Source organism: Paenibacillus dendritiformis (assembly GCF_945605565.1).
In the GTDB taxonomy this organism is placed as follows: Bacteria; Bacillota; Bacilli; order Paenibacillales; family Paenibacillaceae; genus Paenibacillus_B; species Paenibacillus_B dendritiformis_A.
In genome coordinates, this window is the sequence record NZ_OX216966.1 from 3,853,446 (window position 1) to 3,870,278 (window position 16,833).

General features: G+C 55.5%; 10 protein-coding genes and 1 riboswitch. Of the genes, 7 read left to right on the plus strand and 3 right to left on the minus strand.

The genetic code is table 11. The features are described from left to right. Positions 1 to 163 precede the first annotated feature (163 nt). Complete coding sequence (locus NNL35_RS17055) at positions 164 to 1,504, minus strand: lytic polysaccharide monooxygenase (RefSeq protein ID WP_006677739.1); 1,341 nt, start codon at positions 1,502 to 1,504, stop codon at positions 164 to 166. Between the two features lie 389 nt (positions 1,505 to 1,893). Further along, positions 1,894 to 3,372: an aldehyde dehydrogenase family protein gene (locus NNL35_RS17060; protein ID WP_006677738.1), complete on the minus strand. Its 1,479-nt coding sequence runs from the start codon at positions 3,370 to 3,372 to the stop codon at positions 1,894 to 1,896. A 291-nt stretch (positions 3,373 to 3,663) separates the two neighbouring features. Then, positions 3,664 to 3,762: riboswitch (glycine riboswitch) on the plus strand. Between the two features lie 149 nt (positions 3,763 to 3,911). On the opposite strand from NNL35_RS17060, the gene NNL35_RS17065 reads away from it, so the two are divergent. From NNL35_RS17065 to NNL35_RS17095, 7 genes are all read left to right on the plus strand, one after another. Further along, entirely contained in the window at positions 3,912 to 5,252 is a 1,341-nt protein-coding gene (locus NNL35_RS17065) for an alanine/glycine:cation symporter family protein (RefSeq protein ID WP_006677736.1), read from the plus strand. 275 nt (positions 5,253 to 5,527) lie between these two features. Continuing rightward, entirely contained in the window at positions 5,528 to 5,848 is a 321-nt protein-coding gene (locus NNL35_RS17070; protein WP_040734339.1) for a transposase, read from the plus strand. An 11-nt stretch (positions 5,849 to 5,859) separates the two neighbouring features. Continuing rightward, positions 5,860 to 6,780: an IS3 family transposase gene (locus tag NNL35_RS17075; RefSeq protein ID WP_276540154.1), complete on the plus strand. Its 921-nt coding sequence runs from the start codon at positions 5,860 to 5,862 to the stop codon at positions 6,778 to 6,780. A gap of 488 nt (positions 6,781 to 7,268) precedes the next feature. Continuing rightward, positions 7,269 to 9,791: a GH39 family glycosyl hydrolase gene (locus tag NNL35_RS17080; protein ID WP_100226360.1), complete on the plus strand. Its 2,523-nt coding sequence runs from the start codon at positions 7,269 to 7,271 to the stop codon at positions 9,789 to 9,791. A gap of 168 nt (positions 9,792 to 9,959) precedes the next feature. Further along, positions 9,960 to 11,255, plus strand: a complete 1,296-nt coding sequence (locus NNL35_RS17085) for an MFS transporter (RefSeq protein WP_006677448.1) — start codon at positions 9,960 to 9,962, stop codon at positions 11,253 to 11,255. Next, a complete protein-coding gene (locus tag NNL35_RS17090; protein ID WP_006677447.1) occupies positions 11,248 to 13,548 on the plus strand; it encodes a beta-glucosidase family protein in 2,301 nt (766 codons plus the stop codon). The genes NNL35_RS17085 and NNL35_RS17090 overlap by 8 nt, the downstream gene beginning before the upstream one ends. 5 nt (positions 13,549 to 13,553) lie before the next feature. Next, positions 13,554 to 15,863, plus strand: coding sequence for a glycoside hydrolase family 3 protein (locus tag NNL35_RS17095; RefSeq protein ID WP_006677446.1), 2,310 nt, complete (start codon positions 13,554 to 13,556; stop codon positions 15,861 to 15,863). A 172-nt stretch (positions 15,864 to 16,035) separates the two neighbouring features. On the opposite strand, the gene NNL35_RS17100 is transcribed toward NNL35_RS17095, so the two are convergent. Beyond that, complete coding sequence (locus NNL35_RS17100) at positions 16,036 to 16,764, minus strand: SDR family NAD(P)-dependent oxidoreductase (RefSeq protein ID WP_006677445.1); 729 nt, start codon at positions 16,762 to 16,764, stop codon at positions 16,036 to 16,038. Positions 16,765 to 16,833 lie beyond the last annotated feature (69 nt).

The window sequence follows — 16,833 nt, forward strand, 5'->3', positions numbered from 1 at the left end:
GTTCATCCATATCTTTCTATTATTTTAGTGGAAATAGACTAGAATTACCACTTGCTGCCGCTCGTTGCCGCTAGATGGGGGGACTCAGCATCGGGCAGACAGGCTTATAAGAAAGGAAGAAGCCCTGGCGATGAGGGCTTCCGTTCGCGTTCGCTGCTGCACTTTATTTCAACAACCACAGGGCAGGGACATTCGGCGGCTCCCAGCCGACAAGCGAGGTATGCGCGACCCGCGCCTCATAGGTCTTGCCGTTGTAAATGACAAGCGCGCCTGCCGCATACGAGGTGTTCGGAGCCCAAGGCGTCGCAGCAGGGGCGGGCGCTGTCGTTACGTTCAACGCGCCGCTCGGCGGGGATGCGTTGCCGGCTTCATCAAATGACACAACCGTAAACGTATAGGAGGTCTCCGGCTGCAAACCGGACACGGTGTAACTCAATCCGTTCGTCGTCCCCGCCAGTTCCGTTCCGTTATAAATGCGGTACCCGGCAACGCCTACATTGTCCGTGGATGCGCTCCAGGTCAAGGTCACGCTCGACGAAGTGATAGCGGAAGCGGTCACGGATGATGGCGCAGAAGGAGACTCCGTATCGGGCTGCGGGGCCAAGGTGGTGAAGGTGACGACATTGCTGTTGGCCGATTGATTGCCGGCGCCATCCACGGCCCGGACTGAATACGAATAGGAGGTGCTCGGCGTCAACCCCGTAAGCGTATAGGTTAACGTAGTTCCGTTCGTGGAAGCCGCCAACATGGATCCTCGATAAATCTTATAGCCCGTGACGCCGACGTTGTCGGTCGATGCATCCCATCTCAAAACGGCGCTCGTTGACGTAACGTTCGATACGGCCAGGTTGGCCGGCGCTGTCGGAGGGGTCGGATCGACCGGGGAACCGCCCCCGAAGTCCACATCGATGACATTGTAGAACGCATTCGCCGTATCCGCGATTTCCCATACCGCCAAAATGACCTGATAGCCAGTGCGGCTTGGAACTTCGCACGTATCCGAATAGGAATGAGGCGGCTGCTTGCCTTTGTAATCGACGCTGCAGAACGGGGTCAGGTCGAAGGAAGCGCGAGTGAGCGGTTCATCCGGATTCCAGTTCTGCTTCGTGATGTAGTACTTCCAGCTTGTGGTCGCATGATTGGCTTCAATGGTCCAATGGAACGTCGTCGTTCCCGGCCTAATGCTGACCTTGCTCCAGCGGGTGGCCGACTGCTGATCCAACTCCGGAAAAGCGCCGTCCGCGCTTGCAATCTTGCCGTCGGCCGGACCGGCGGCAGGGAAGCCCTTGTGCGCTTCCAGGCTTTGCGGTTCGTAGATGATGAATCCGCATTTTTTGTTGACGCCCTTGGCGCACAGGTCGGCGCGGCTGCTTGGGGAATCAATGTAGCCGTGGGCAAGCGCTTTGCCGGAGAAGACGATGATGACGAACATGAGGGCGAGCGCCATGCCGCTGGCAAGCAGCCAGCTCCGGAACAATGGATGGGGTACACAACGATTTGCCAACTTTATTTTCCTCCTTGCGATTGGATTGGATGTATAAGAACTCAAGCTGAGCTTATACCGGATGAGGCAGTAGGCCGCCGTACGGAAAGCGAGATATGCGCTTTAACTTTGCGGCACGTGTATGCGTGTATGGATGATCGGGGGAACGGTGGATTCGATATGTATTTTTATTCATGGGATTTACGTCTTATTAACATAAAATAGAAAAAATATGAGGAACGGCTGCTGCGCCTGGGCCGGGAACGGACTTGAGCGAACGGCAAAAAGACGCCAAGCCGCGCGCGGCTTGACGTCTTGCCGAATCCCGGGTTCAAGCGATTACGTTCCGGATGCGGCCTGAGCCGTCCGCCGTAATCCTGGCCCCCGCAGTCCCATTTCCAGTCCCAGCCCTACTTCAGGTTCACCCAGACGGTCTTCACTTCGGTATAGTTGTCGAGTGCGTAGGAGCCCATCTCGCGCCCGAGGCCTGATTGCTTGTAGCCGCCGAACGGAGCGGCCGCATCGAAGACGTTATAGCAGTTCACCCAGACCGTGCCGGCTTTCAGCTTGCTTGCCAGATAGTGGGCTTGCTTCAGATTTTGCGTCCATACTCCCGCAGCCAAGCCGTAATCGGATTGGTTGGCCTGCTCAATCAAGTCGTCGAGGGTATCGTACGGCATCGCCGCCACGACAGGCCCGAAGATTTCTTCGCGGGCGATCGTCATCTTCGGATCGACATGCGCGAATATTGTCGGTTCGACGAAGTAGCCCTGCTCGCTTGGCACTTTGCCGCCGGCAACCAGCTCCGCGCCGGCCGCTTTCCCGGCTTCAATATAGCGCTTCACGATGTCATGCTGCTCGGACGAGACGAGCGGACCCATCTCCGTATCCGGATCGAGGCCAGTTCCTACCCGGATCCGCTTTGCCTCCGACGCCAGGTCGGCAACGACGTTATCATACAATTTCTTCTGCACGTAGAGTCGTGAGCCTGCCGAGCACACCTGCCCCTGATTGAAGGTGATGCCCCGCAGCGCGCCGGGCACCGCCCGGGACAGGTCGGCGTCCGGGAGGATGATGTTCGGCGATTTGCCGCCGAGCTCGAGCGTTACTTTTTTGACGGTGTCCGCAGCTTCGCGCATGATCGATTTCCCGACAACCGTCGAGCCGGTGAAGGCGATCTTGTCGACTTGCGGATGCCGGACGAGCGGAGCGCCCGCCGTCTCGCCGAAGCCGGGGATGACGTTGATGACGCCAGGCGGGAACCCGGCTTCCTGGGTTAGCTGAGCCAGGTAGAGGGCAGACAGCGGCGTCTGTTCCGCCGGCTTCAGGACGACGGTGCAGCCGGTGGCTAGGGCGGCGCCGAGCTTCCAGGCGGCCATCAGCAGCGGGAAGTTCCACGGAATGATCTGGCCGACTACTCCGACCGCTTCATGTCTTGTATAGGTGAGGAAGTTGCCTGCCGTAGGAATGGTTTGTCCGACGATTTTCGTAGCCCAACCGGCATAATAACGGAAATGCTCGATTGTCAGCGGAAGATCGGCCGACCTCGTTTCCCGCAGCGGCTTGCCGTTGTCCAGCGTCTCCAACTCGGCCAGTTCTTGCTTGTTCGCCTCGATGAGATCGGCCAGCTTATAGATGAGACGGCTGCGAGCCGCCGCGCTCATGGTGGACCACTCTCCATGATCGAATGCATGGCGCGCCGCCTTGACCGCCCGGTCCACATCCTCCTCCCGCGCTTCCGACACGACCGCGAGCACTTCACCCGTGGCCGGATTGATCGACGAAAAGACGTTGTTCTGGACGGATTCGACCCACTCACCATTGATGAACAGCTTCTTCGTGCCTTGCAAAAAAGCTTCAACCTTCGGACTGATTTGGAACGATGACAAGCATAATCACTCCTTTGTGAGAATATTCATTGACAATGATTGCAGGCTCTCACAAGATATGTATTCTCCAGGAGGACGAATCATGCCCGTTGTGAGCGGGAGAAAGCAGGTGTGGTTCTTTTTTCCATATACAAGATCCTTGCGGAATCTGAGATGGTTCTCTATAATGGATGAACAACTTCATAACTGGATGAAGTATACGGGAGACAGGATCAAGCCTGGCCGAAGGGGCAAAGCTCTCAGGCGCTTGTTATCGTTCGTGACCGAATTGGATGAAGCAGGACCGTATACGGACAGGACTCTGGAGAGACTCCATCACGGAGCACCGAAGGGGCAAGACGTGGCAAGACGCGCGTTAAAACTCTCAGGTAAAAGGACAGGGATTGCAGATGTCAGGCATCTTTATGTTGGTATTGTGATTGTATTCACATATCGTTCTTTTTGCTGTTCTGCAAAAAATGTCCCCGGAGTCAAATCTATCGATTTGGCTCTTTTTTATGTCATTAGACATTGATTTCAAGATGAAGAGGGGAATTGTAATGCATGGATTGGAAGTATGGCTGGATCGGGTGAATCAATTTGTATGGGGGCCGCCGCTATTAATCTTATTAGTAGGAACGGGGATCTTCTTGACGATTCGGCTCGGGCTGCTGCAGGTGCTTCGTCTGCCGCTGGCGCTCAAGCTCATATTCACGGCGAAAAATGACGGCAAAGGCGACGTGACGAGCTTCGGCGCGCTGGCTACCGCCCTGGCGGCCACGATCGGAACGGGGAATATTGTCGGCGTCGCCACCGCGATTCAGATAGGCGGGCCGGGCGCGTTGTTTTGGATGTGGCTGGCCGCTTTTTTTGGCATGGCGACGAAGTATGCCGAAGGCCTCCTGGCCGTCAAATTCCGGAAGATAGATGCGAACGGGCAAGTGTCGGGCGGACCGATGTATTATATTGAGCAAGGTCTGGGCGCGAAGTTCAAGCCGCTCGCGATCTACTTCTCGATAAGCGGGGTATTGGTCGCTCTGTTCGGAATCGGCACCCTTCCCCAGGTGAACGCTATCGTATCCTCCAGCGAGTCCAGCCTGGGGATTCCCGTAGCGGTAACCGCGGGAGTGGTGACCCTCGCGGTAGCTCTGGTGACGATTGGCGGTCTCAAGAGCATTGCAAGGGTGACCACCAAAGTCGTGCCTGTGATGGCTCTCGTCTATGTCGCAGCCAGCGGCATCGTTCTGATCGCGTTCTCCGACAAGATTCCGAACGCGCTGTCGCTTGTCTTCCAGAGCGCCTTCAGCGCGACGGCGGCCGGAGGCGGATTCCTCGGCGCGACCGTCATGATGGCCATTCGGAGCGGCATCGCGAGAGGAGTGTTCTCGAATGAATCCGGGCTCGGCAGCGCCCCGATCGCAGCGGCGGCGGCCAAGGTGAAATGGCCCGCGGAACAGGGACTTGTATCGATGACCGGTACGTTCATTGATACGATTATTATTTGTACGCTGACCGGCCTGACGCTGATTGTGACCGGGGCTTGGAACGGTACGGCGGAAGGCGCGGCGATGACGCAGGCGGCGTTCGATGCCGCGATGCCCTTCGGTTCTCTCGTTCTGATGGTATGTCTTGTTTTATTTGCTTTTACGACGATTCTGGGATGGAATTATTACGGCGAGCGCTGCATTGTCTATTTATTCGGTGTACGGGCGATCTTGCCTTACCGCATCGCGTTCATCGTGATGGTTGCGGCAGGCGCGTTCATCAAGCTGCAGTCGATCTATTTTCTCTCGGATATCGTGAACGGGCTGATGGCTCTTCCGAACTTGGTCGCTCTGTTGGGATTGTCCGGCGTGGTCGTGGCAGAAACCCGTCTTTATTTGCGGCATATGAAGCAGTGAGGAACGCAAGCGCAGGCAATGCCGCGAAATTGCAAGACTGGCCGAACATGTTGTTCGGCTTTTTTTGTGTATGGAGGGGGGCTGAGCGTGGTGTGATAGGGTTGGAAGGACAGGTTCAGGCAGGCTGGTCCACATCAAATTGCTGCACAGGCGCAGCATTTTGAGACCCAAGAGGCAAAATTACGAGAAAATCCTGCAAAACCTCCTAGGCCCCCTAATTAAACTGGAGCTCTTGGCCCCAATATTATAAGCTGTTATCAGAGGGGGCAATAAGTATGGGAAAGCACTTTAGCAAAGAAATACGCTTGGAAATCGTAAAGGAAGCACTGGCCGGCATTAAGGTGGGAACTCTCGCCCGAATGTACGGTGTACATCCGGAGACTGTACGTGTTTGGGTTAGAGACCACCGTGACGAAATTAGTCAAGAGGAGATACCTGCAGCAGACGAGCATCTTCAAGAACTCCGTCGACTTCAAGAGGTGGAGGCCAAGTTTGAACAGGCAAAAAAGCTCCTGGGTGAAAAAGAACTTGAGATCGAAATCCTGCGAGAACTCGTAAAAAAGAAGAACCCCGCTTATCTGAAAGACTTGAAGTAGCAGAATCGTTTATTAAGCGGGGGCATGCAACAGCTAAGGTTCTGCGTATCCTGAAAGTTCACGAATCGACGTACTATGGCCGGAAGAAACGAGAGGCATGCAACACCGAAGAACGTGCTTCATGCGGCCTAAAAGGGCGTCCTGTACCTGGATTTTCCTCTACGAACACGGGCCGGAAAGTTGCAGATGAACAGATTAAAGAATGGATGCTCGAACTCCTGGAAGGAGAAGAGCACGTGTATGGGTACAAGAATTTGGCGCTGTGCCTCCGCAGACAACGTGGCTTGATCCTAAACAAGAAAAAGGCGTACCGCATTTGCAAGGAGTTAGGAATTCTTCAGAAACAACGAAAGAAAACAAGCAAACATCCTCGCAGAGTACCGAGAAACCGAACGGTAACCGGGGTGAATCAGCTATGGCAAATTGACATTAAATATGGGTACGTGGTTGGGCGTCAGCGATTCTTTTTCGTGCTCAGTATCATCGACGTATTTGACCGCGTCGTCGTCGGACAATACCGGGGTTCCGTCTGTGAGGCCAAGCACGTCGTGCAGACACTATGCCGTGCGCTGCAAGAACGTCTGAATCCCGGCGATGACTTACCTACCATCCGCACCGACAACGGGCCTCAGTTTGTCAGCAAGCTGTTTGGTGATACGTGCGAGAGTCTGGAGATCGTCCATGAACGGATCCCGCCGCGTAGCCCGAATATGAACGCGTACATTGAGTCATTTCATAGCATACTCGAACGTGATCTGTTCAGCCTGACGGAATTTATGACATTTGAAGAGGCCTATGAAGCACTTGATCGTTATATGGATTTCTACAACAACCGCAGAATGCATGGTAGCCTAAAGAGCATGTCACCATCGCAATTCTCGAAGTGGGTCATGACGCTGGAAGACCGATCAAAATATCATCGGGCCATGTAATTACGCGAAATAGGAAGCAATTCTAAGAACGCATATTTTTTGGTGGGCAGGACTCCGGATATAGGGGGCCTAGCCGAAACTACATCTTTTCGCCCATTCTGACATCTATCCGCGCCATCTCGCAGGTAATTCCTGCATTTTTGCAGCATTCCTTTTTTCGCAAACTCGTGTCAATGAAATTGCTGTAATTTTGCAGCATTGGTGGAGCAGATGAACGGAGGAGAGGGAGATAATGCGGCTATGATGGTGGAGCAGATGAACGAAGGGGCGGAAGCAAATCCAGTTTGCTGTGCAGAGGAATGAAGTGACTGGAGCAAATGCAGCTTTTGATGACGAACGGATGGAGCTGAGGCTAATGTAGCTTTGGCGGACTCGCTGAACGAATGGGCAGCCGTGACGATTTTTTTTGCTTTCAGCCCGGCTTCATATAAAATGTAGGTATAAGGATATACGCATCGCTAGAAATCGTACTAATGGAGGATATCCCGGTGAGTCATCCAATTTATGAATTCGTGGAAACGGACGAGGCATTGCCCTTCGATGTGTCGCTGCACAGCGTGAACTACGTGCCCAATCATTGGCATAACAGCATGGAAATCATCTTCGTGATGCGGGGCACCTTGGAAGCGACGGTGAATCAGCGGAAATATGCCTTGTCCGAAGGGGATGTGCTGCTGATCAATCAAGGCCATGTGCACGAAGTCATTGGGCTGGACGTCAATATTATCGCGACGTTTCTTATTCCGTTCAAGTATATGAAGGATAACGTAAACGGCATCGAAGCCATCAATTTCGCCTGTTATTCGGGAGAGGCCAGCAAGGAGGAGAAGCTGGCGCTGGACCGCATTCGCCAATGCTTGGCGGAGATGGTGCAGTTGAAGCATAAAAAGGGGGAGGGCTATGAGCTCGACATGCAGGCCCGCATGCTGAGCGTATTTTCCATCCTCCTGAAGCGATTTAAGCGGCCCGCGATGGAAAGCGTCATGAATGAGAAGTATATGGACCGAATGCTGCGCATCATTACCTTTATCGACGAGCATTACCAGGAGCCGATCACGCTGCAGGCGATCGCCGAGCGCGAATATTTGTCGGTGCCGTATTTGTCCAAATTTTTCAGCGAGAATATCGGTCTGAACTTCCAGGCTTATCTGACCAGCATCCGCTTGAAAAACACGGTTGAGGATCTATTGCGGCATGCCGACGCGCCGATCGCAGACCTTGCCATGCATCATGGATTTCCGAATGCGAAGTCTTTTTACGCCGCCTTCAAAGCAAAGTATCATATGACGCCCAACGAGTACCGGAAGCAGTACCGGCCGCTCACGGATCAAAAGGAAAAGCCATCGGCCAACTATTTGGCGTTCAATCAGTCGAGCGCGCTGGGCATCATCAATCAGTATTTGCAGCGCAGCCAATCGCTTGGCATAGGGGATGATATTCGCGAGGTGGAAGAGGCTGCCTATGAAGTGGACCTGTCCGTCCCCGGCGAGCCGATTCGGCATACGTGGAAGCAGCTGATTACGATCGGCAAAGCCAAAGAAGGCTTGCATGCCGATGTTCAGGAACAGCTGCGCCATGTTCAGCGGATATGCCCCTTCCGCTATTTGCGGTTCCACGGCATCTTCGACGATGCAATGATGGTATATGACGAGGACGAGGCGGGACAGCCCCGGTTTAATTTCCGGTTCGTGGACCAGTTGTTCGATTTCCTGCTCTCCGTCGGTCTGAAGCCGTTCGTGGAGCTGGGCTTCATGCCCTCCTTGCTGGCGGACGATCCGGGCAAGAAGGTGTTCTACAAGGCAAGCTGCGTCAGCAAGCCGAAATCGATCGACCGGTGGTGCCTGCTGGTGGACCGGTTCCTTCGCCACTGCATGAACCGTTACGGCGCGGAGGAAGTGGAGACCTGGAACTTCGAATTCTGGAATGAGCCGGAGCTGCAGACGTTCTGGCCGGGAACGATGGCGGAATATATGGAGCTGTATCTGCGAACCTATCAGACCTTGAAGGGCGTATCGGAGCGGCTGCGCATCGGCGCGCCCGGCCGCATCATTACCATTCGTTCGCATCGGCTGAATGACGAATTTTTTGCGTTCTGCCGCAGCAATCAGTGCTTGCCGGACTTTATTCCGTTTCATTTCTATCCGCATGAAAATATTGAAGGCGTACTCTATTCAGAGCCGGCGGATTCGCTGCCGCTGCAGCCGTACCGCCGAATTTTGGAGGAGTTCATCGGGATATCCCCGAATCCGGATTTTTTGCGGGATATGCTCGCGCGCGAGATGGAGCTGCTTGCCGAGCATGGGCTGTCCGAGAAGGAATTGGTTCTCACGGAATGGAATTCCACCGCGTATCACCGGGAACTGACGAATGATACCGTGTATAAGGCGGCCTATCTCGCCAAAAACATTATCGATAATCTGGACCGCATCAGCGGCTTCGGCTACTGGGTGCTGAGCGACAATATCGAGGAGACCGCCGCTTCGGCCCATCTGTATCACGGAGGTCTTGGACTGATCGCCCAGCACGGCATTCCGAAGGCCGCGTTGGTTGCGTATGAGCTGCTTGCCAAGCTCGGAGACCGCCTCCTTGCCCGGGGGGATCGCTACATCGCGACCGCCGGCCGCGGAGGATATCAGATCCTGACCTTCAATTATTGTCATTTCGACGATCTGTATGCGATGGGGGATACGTCCTTCATCAATGCAACGAACCGGTATAACGGGTTCAAGGATGAAAAAACGGTAAAAATGCAGATCGAGCTACAAGGAATCCGCCCCGGAACCTACCGGCTGGTTACGTATACGATCGGCCGCAAGCACGGGAGCAGCTATGACCGCTGGGTCGAGATGGGAGCTCCCGAGCCGCTGTCTGTCGAGGATATCGCTTACCTCAAGGCGAATTCCGGCCCCAGGATGCATGTCCAGTATGTCGATATGGAAGACAGCAGGACCTATCTATCGGTGCTGGAGCCTCACGGGGTGCAGCTGATGGAGCTCATCCCGGTGTACTGACATTTGGGTCACTTTTTAATCTCGGTTCCGGCTGCCATGTAAGCGTTTCTAAAAAAGACGTTAAAAATAACTACAGAAGTCTATAAATAGCCGCCTGTCTCGGAACAGGGGCTTTTTTTTATAATATATTTGCAAACGTTTTCAATTCTCTCTTAGGAGGCAGTTACGATGGCTGAACCAATGATAAAAGGGCAAGTCCGAACTCCGCTGGGCCGATTAACGTTCGGCATCATCTTCGGTTATGGCTGCATGATGCTCGGACTGATGACTCCGGCAATGCTGCTGCTCACCTTCAAAATGATCGAGGTCGATCCGAACGGTTACACCGCTTCGTACGGCTTAGTCGCCGGCGTCGGCGCATTCTTCGCCCTGATTGGCAACCCGCTCGGGGGCGCGATCAGCGACCGGACGAACATCTCCTTCGGGCGCAGACGGACATGGATTTTCCTCGGCCCGCTGGTCGGCTGCGCTGCGCTGCTGTGGGTGGGGATGGCCACGGAAATATGGCAAATCCTGATCGGCTGGGCGATTGCGCAGCTGTTCTTCAACTTCGGCATGGCGGCTTATACCGCGCTCATCCCGGATCAGGTCATGGAGGAGAGACAGGGAACGATATCCGGCATCGTCGGGCTCGTCCTGCCTGCGGCCGTATGCATCGGCATGGTGCTGATGATGCTGATGAACTCCGCCTCCTCGGACATGAAATGGCTCGTAATTGCGATTATCGGCATTGCGGGACCGATCGTCAGTTTATTTGTGATTCGCGACGGGAAGGTAGAGATCGTGAAGGCCGAACAGCAGAAACTGTCGCTCGGCGAGAAAATCAGCAAAATCTATCCGAGCCCAAGAAAGTTCCCGGAATTCACCTGGGCTATCGTCTCGAAGTTCCTGCTGATGATGGGCTATTGCAGCACGCTGTACTTGACGGTCATGCTGGTGAACCGGATGGGCTTCACGGAGAGTCAAGCAACGAACAGCGTCGGCACCTTGAACATTATTTGCCTGATCGCTTCGGCCGTGACGAGTATATTCGGCGGCGTATTGTCCGATAAATTCAAGAAACAGAAGCCTTTCCTGTACGGCTCGGCGCTGATTATGGTGTTCGGCATTCTGCTGTACGCCTTTGTGCCTCAATATACGGCATATATTGTAGCGTCAGCCATCATCGGCTTGGGCTTCGGCTGCTTCAGCGCCGTCGATATGGCATTGGTTGCCCGGATTCTTCCGCGCAAGGAGGATGCGGCCAAAGACTTCGGCTTGATGAACGTCGCCAATGCGCTGCCGCAATCGATCGTGCCTGCGATCGCTCCGCTGCTGCTCGGAATCGGCGGGTGGACTTTCTTCTATATCGTGTTGGCGCTCTGCGTCGTGCTGGGCATGGCCGCCGTCAAGCCTTTGCCGGAAATCGGACAGACGAACAAAGACATTTCATTACCGCATACGGGAGGATTATCGCATGAATAGGCAAGTGAAAGATATCATGAAGCGAATGACGCTGGAGGAAAAAGCAAGTCTCTGCTCGGGACTGAATATGTGGCAGACCAAAGCGGTCGAGCGGGTGGGCATCCCGTCCATCGTCATGACCGACGGCCCGCACGGGCTTCGCAAGCAAGCGAATCCGGCGGATATGTCGAGCAAGACCGTTCCGGCAACATGCTTTCCGAGCGGCGCCGGTCTCGCGTCCTCATGGGATCGGGAGCTTATCGAGGAAGTGGGGGCTGCCCTCGGGGAAGAATGCCAGGCGGAGGATGTTCAGATCCTGCTCGGCCCTGCGGTGAATATTAAGCGTTCCCCGTTGTGCGGCCGCAACTTCGAATATTTCTCGGAGGATCCGTATCTATCCTCGGAAATGGGCGCCCATCATGTGCGGGGCGTGCAAGGGCAGGGCGTCGGCACATCGGTCAAGCACTTCGCGGTCAACAATCAGGAGACGCTGCGGAATTCCATCAATGCGGTCGTCGACGAGCGGTCATTGCATGAAATCTACTTGCGCAGCTTCGAAGGTCCGATTATGGACGGGAAGGCGTGGACCGTCATGTGCGCCTACAACCAGGTGAACGGGGAGTTCTGCTCCGAGAACTCGCAGCTGCTGACGGATGTACTGAAGGAGAACTGGAAGCATGAAGGCTTCGTCATGACGGACTGGGGCGCGATCAACGAACGGGTGAAGGGATTGAAGGCAGGGCTGGAGCTGGAAATGCCTTATGCCGGTCCGGAGCACGACCGGATGATCGTGGATGCGGTGCGATCGGGCGAACTGGATGAAGCCGTCCTGGATCAGGCGGTGGAGCGCCTGCTGACCGTAATTTTCCAAGCTTATGACAATAAGAAGCAAGGCTTTACCTACGACAAGGAAGCGCATCATGCCTTGGCGCGGCGGGCGGCGGCGGAATGCATGGTCTTGCTCAAAAACGACGGCGGCCTGCTCCCGCTGGACAAACAGCAATCCGTGGCGGTAATCGGCGCCTTCGCGGCGCAGCCTCGCTACCAGGGAGGCGGCAGCTCGCATATTGTGCCGACGCGGATGGACACCGCCATCGAGTTCATGACCTCGATGGCGGAAGGGGAGGTCGCCTTCGCTCCAGGCTACCGGCTGGAGGAGGACGCGATCGATGAAGCTCTGATCGCGGAAGCGGCGAAGCTGGCCGCAGGCAAGGATGTCGCCGTTATTTTTGCCGGTCTGCCGGATGCGTTCGAATCGGAGGGGCTGGACCGGACCCATCTCGAGATGCCGGCATCGCATTGCGCCTTAATCGAGCGTGTAGCGGCCGTGCAGCCGAATACGGTCGTCGTTCTGTCCAACGGAGCGCCGGTGGCGATGCCGTGGCTGCCGAAGGTGAAGGCGGTGCTCGAAGGCTATTTGGGCGGGCAAGCGACAGGCAGCGCGGCGGCGGACGTCCTCTATGGACATGTCAATCCGAGCGGCAAGCTGGCGGAAACGTTCCCTGTCTCGCTGGAGCAAACGCCATCCTATCTGAACTTCCCGGGCGGGAAAAAAGAAGTGTTTTACGGGGAAGGAATATTCGTCGGTTACCGCTACTATGAGGCGAAGAAAGAAACGCCGCTGTTCCCGTTCGGGCACGGACTCAGTTATACGACGTTCGCTTATGAACAGATCCGGATCGACAAGTCGAGCATGAAGGATACGGACACGGCGACCGTAATCGTTACGGTGCGCAATACGGGCAGCCGCGCAGGAAAGGAAGTCGTGCAGCTCTATGTGAAGCATGCCGGCAGCAGCGTGGTCAGACCGGTGAAGGAGCTGAAGGGATTTGCCAAGATCAGCCTGGAGCCCGGCGAAGCGGCAGAGGTCAGCTTCATCTTGGATAAACGATCCTTTGCCTATTTTAATACGGATATCCATGAGTGGTTCGCCGAGAGCGGAACCTATGACATTCTGGTCGGCCCTTCCTCGGCGGATACGCCGCTGACGGCAGCAATAGACGTTCATTCGACGGCGGTTCCGTTTACGAAGGTGACCCGCACGACGCGATTCCATGAGTTGCTGGCGATTCCGGCCACGGCCCAACTGGCCGAACAGGCGATGAACGACAGCATGGAGAGCGTGAAGCAAATGGGGGCGATGTTCGCGGAGAGCATGGATGACAGCGGCCTGGCGCAGCTGTTCGAATCCGTCGTGGAGTGGAAAAAATATGACGGGCTTCGCTCCTTGTCGGGCATGATGGGAAGCGGCATGACCGAAGCCGAGCTGGAGCAGCTGATTGAGCGGCTCAATCAAGCGCTGGGATTGAACTAGAGAGAATGGATAGCGGAGGGATTGGAGACGTGACACAGAAAAAGACAACAGTCAACCGGCAAGAAGAAACCATTGCGTATGTACGCAACCAGCAAGGGCCGACGCTTGGATATTCCAAGGCGTCAGGCGTCTCGATATTGGAGCAGGACGGATTCTATTTCAAGGATTTGAATCGCAATGGAAGCCTGGATAAATACGAAGATTGGCGGCTGCCCGCGGAGGAGCGGGCGAAGGACCTCGCTTCCAAGATGTCGATTGAGCAAATCGCGGGCTTGATGCTATACAGCAGACATCAAGCCATTCCGGCGGCAAGCGGCGGATGGTTCGCCAGCACTTATAGCGGCAAAGCCTATGAAGAGAGCGGCGCGAACCCGTGGGATCTGACGGATGAACAGATCAAGTTCCTGACGGAGGATCATGTGCGGCACATCCTGGTCACCTCGGTGGAGAGCCCCGAGACGGCGGCCCAATGGAGCAATGTGGTGCAGGCCTTCGCGGAAGGCACGAGCTTGGGGATTCCGGCCAACAACAGCTCCGACCCGCGCCACAGCTCCGATTCCAGCTCCGAATTCAATGCCGGGGCAGGCGGCGCCATCTCGATGTGGCCCGAGCCGCTTGGGCTGGCGGCCACCTTCGACCCGGAGCTCGTGCGCCGGTTCGGCGAGATCGCGGCCAAGGAATACCGGGCGCTTGGCATTGCCACGGCCCTATCGCCGCAGATTGATATCGCCACCGACCCGCGCTGGTTCCGGTTCAACGGCACCTTCGGCGAAGACTCGCGTCTGGCGACGGATATGGGGGGCGCTTATATCGACGGCTTCCAGACCTCGGCGGACGACGCCGAGATTGCGAACGGCTGGGGATATGATAGCGTCAATGCGATGGTGAAGCATTGGCCGGGCGGCGGCTCGGGCGAAGGAGGAAGGGACGCGCATTATGCGTGCGGGAAATACGCGGTTTACCCAGGGAACAACTTCGAGGAGCATTTGAAGCCGTTCACGGAAGGCGCCTTCCGGCTTGACGGGCCTACGAAGATGGCCTCCGCCGTCATGCCGTATTACACGATATCGACTGATCGGGATACCGTGAACGGAGAGAATGTCGGCAATTCGTATAACGCCTATCTCATCCGCGACCTGCTGCGGGGCCAATACGGCTACGACGGCGTCGTCTGCACGGATTGGCTGATTACCGCCGATGAATCGGGCGGCAAGGACAGCTTCCTGTCGGGCAAGCCGTGGGGCGTCGAGGAGCTGTCCGTCGCCGAGCGGCATTATAAGCTCCTGATGGCCGGCGTCGATCAATTCGGCGGCAACAACGAGGTCGAGCCTGTGCTGGAAGCATACCGCATGGGCGTGGCGGAGCACGGCGAGGCGGCTATGCGGAAGCGGTTCGAGCAGTCGGCAGTGCGGCTGCTGACCAACATGTTCCGTCTCGGTCTCTTCGAGAACCCGTATCTGGACGTCGAGGCGAGCGCGCGGGTTGTCGGGCACCCAAGCTACATGCAAGCCGGTTATGAAGCGCAGCTCAAGTCGATCGTGATGCTCAAGAACAAGAGCGGTGTCCTGCCGCTCAAGCCTGGCAGCACCGTCTATATTCCGCAGCGTTACACGCCGCCAGGGAAGGACTGGTTCGGCAATCCGACGCCGGAGACGCTCGAATATCCCCTTAACCTGGAGATCGCCGCGAAATATTTCAAGGTGACGGATCATCCGGATGAGGCGGACTTCGCGCTCGTCTGCATGCGCAGTCCGAAGTCGGGGACGGGATTTAGCCAGGAAGATGCGGACAATGGCGGGAACGGGTATGTGCCGATCAGCTTGCAGTATCGGCCCTATACGGCAGCGCAGGCGCGGAAGCAGAGCCTGGCCGGAGATGTTCGGGAAGGAGGAGCGCAGAACCGTTCCTATTCAGGCAAAACAGTGACGACGCAGAACGCGGCGGATTTGGACGCCCTGCTGGATACGGTCGAACGGATGAAGGGCAAGCCGGTCATCGTCTCGCTCATGCTGTCCACCCCGGCGGTCGTCGCCGAGTTCGAGCCGGCGGCGGACGGAATCCTCGCTCACTTCGGTGTGCAGGATCAGGCCATCCTCGATGTGCTGACCGGCGCCGCCGAGCCATCCGGACTATTGCCGATGCAAATGCCTGCCCATATGGAGACCGTGGAGGCGCAGCTCGAGGATGCCGCTCATGATATGGAGTGTCATGCCGATTCGGAGAACCATCGGTATGATTTCGGGTTCGGGCTCAATTGGGGCGGCGTTATTCAGGATAGCCGGACGGAAAATTATAAAAAAAATCCCGGCGAATGATCGGGCCAGCAACGAATGAGGGGAACAGGCCGTGCCGCAGGAAGTGGCCGGCCTGTTCGCACCCAATGCCAGATGCGGACAGGCCGTATCAAAAGGAGGGGAGCTTCTTAAGATGCACCCATTGCTTCGGTAGTCTCCGGATACGAGCTAAGCGGGGCTGGGGAATCGTTGCTTACATCGTCTGGCCATTGTCCACGGTTATGATTTGTCCTGTCAGTGACTTTTGAACCAGTGTATAGCACACCGTTTCAGCAATGTCCTCAGGTGTCGATATCCTTTTTAATAAAATATTCCCGGCGAGGGCTTTCATTTTTTCTTCATTTCCCTTCCACCATCTCGTGTCTACGGCACCGGGAGCAATACAATTCACTCTTATGTCCGGCGCTAATGAAAACGCAAGTGACTTGGTTAATCCGTGAACAGCCGATTTGGTCACGGCATACGGTACGGAAGAACCTAACCCGGTTATGCCTGCCACACTTCCGATATTAACGATTGCCGGATCTTCCCCTTTTCTTAAAAAGGGTAGGGCCGCCTTAATACAATAAAATGTTCCTTTCACATTGACATGCCAAAGTTTATCCCAGATTTCATCAGTGGCTCCGTCAAAATCATCCATAGCCAATTGATGCGTAATGCCCACATTGTTAACGAGATAATCCAATTTTCCAAACGTCTGAATACAAGCATGAATCATTTCCTTCACTTGACGCTCATCACCAATATCTGCTTGATACAGCAGCCCGGGATTCGATAATTGATGGTAGGTGTCCTGCGCTTCCTGAAATGACTTGGAATAGTTGACAACGACCTTGGCTCCAAGAGAGGACAGCTTAATACAGGTTGCGCTCCCAATCCCCGTTGCGCCGCCGGTCACCAATACCACTTTATCTTTAAACATTCCTTTCCCCCCTGTTATATGCTTCTTCATCCAGATTCCCGATACTAATAGAACAGCAAATATAGTCAA

Excerpts from the sequence above, each read along its gene's own strand:
- NNL35_RS17065 (WP_006677736.1), top strand. The coding sequence starts at position 3,912 with ATGCATGGATTGGAAGTATGGCTGGATCGGGTGAATCAATTTGTATGG.
- NNL35_RS17070 (WP_040734339.1), top strand. The coding sequence starts at position 5,528 with ATGGGAAAGCACTTTAGCAAAGAAATACGCTTGGAAATCGTAAAGGAA.
- NNL35_RS17085 (WP_006677448.1), top strand. The coding sequence starts at position 9,960 with ATGGCTGAACCAATGATAAAAGGGCAAGTCCGAACTCCGCTGGGCCGA.
- NNL35_RS17090 (WP_006677447.1), top strand. The coding sequence starts at position 11,248 with ATGAATAGGCAAGTGAAAGATATCATGAAGCGAATGACGCTGGAGGAA.
- NNL35_RS17095 (WP_006677446.1), top strand. The coding sequence starts at position 13,554 with ATGGATAGCGGAGGGATTGGAGACGTGACACAGAAAAAGACAACAGTC.
- NNL35_RS17100 (WP_006677445.1), bottom strand. The coding sequence starts at position 16,764 with ATGTTTAAAGATAAAGTGGTATTGGTGACCGGCGGCGCAACGGGGATT.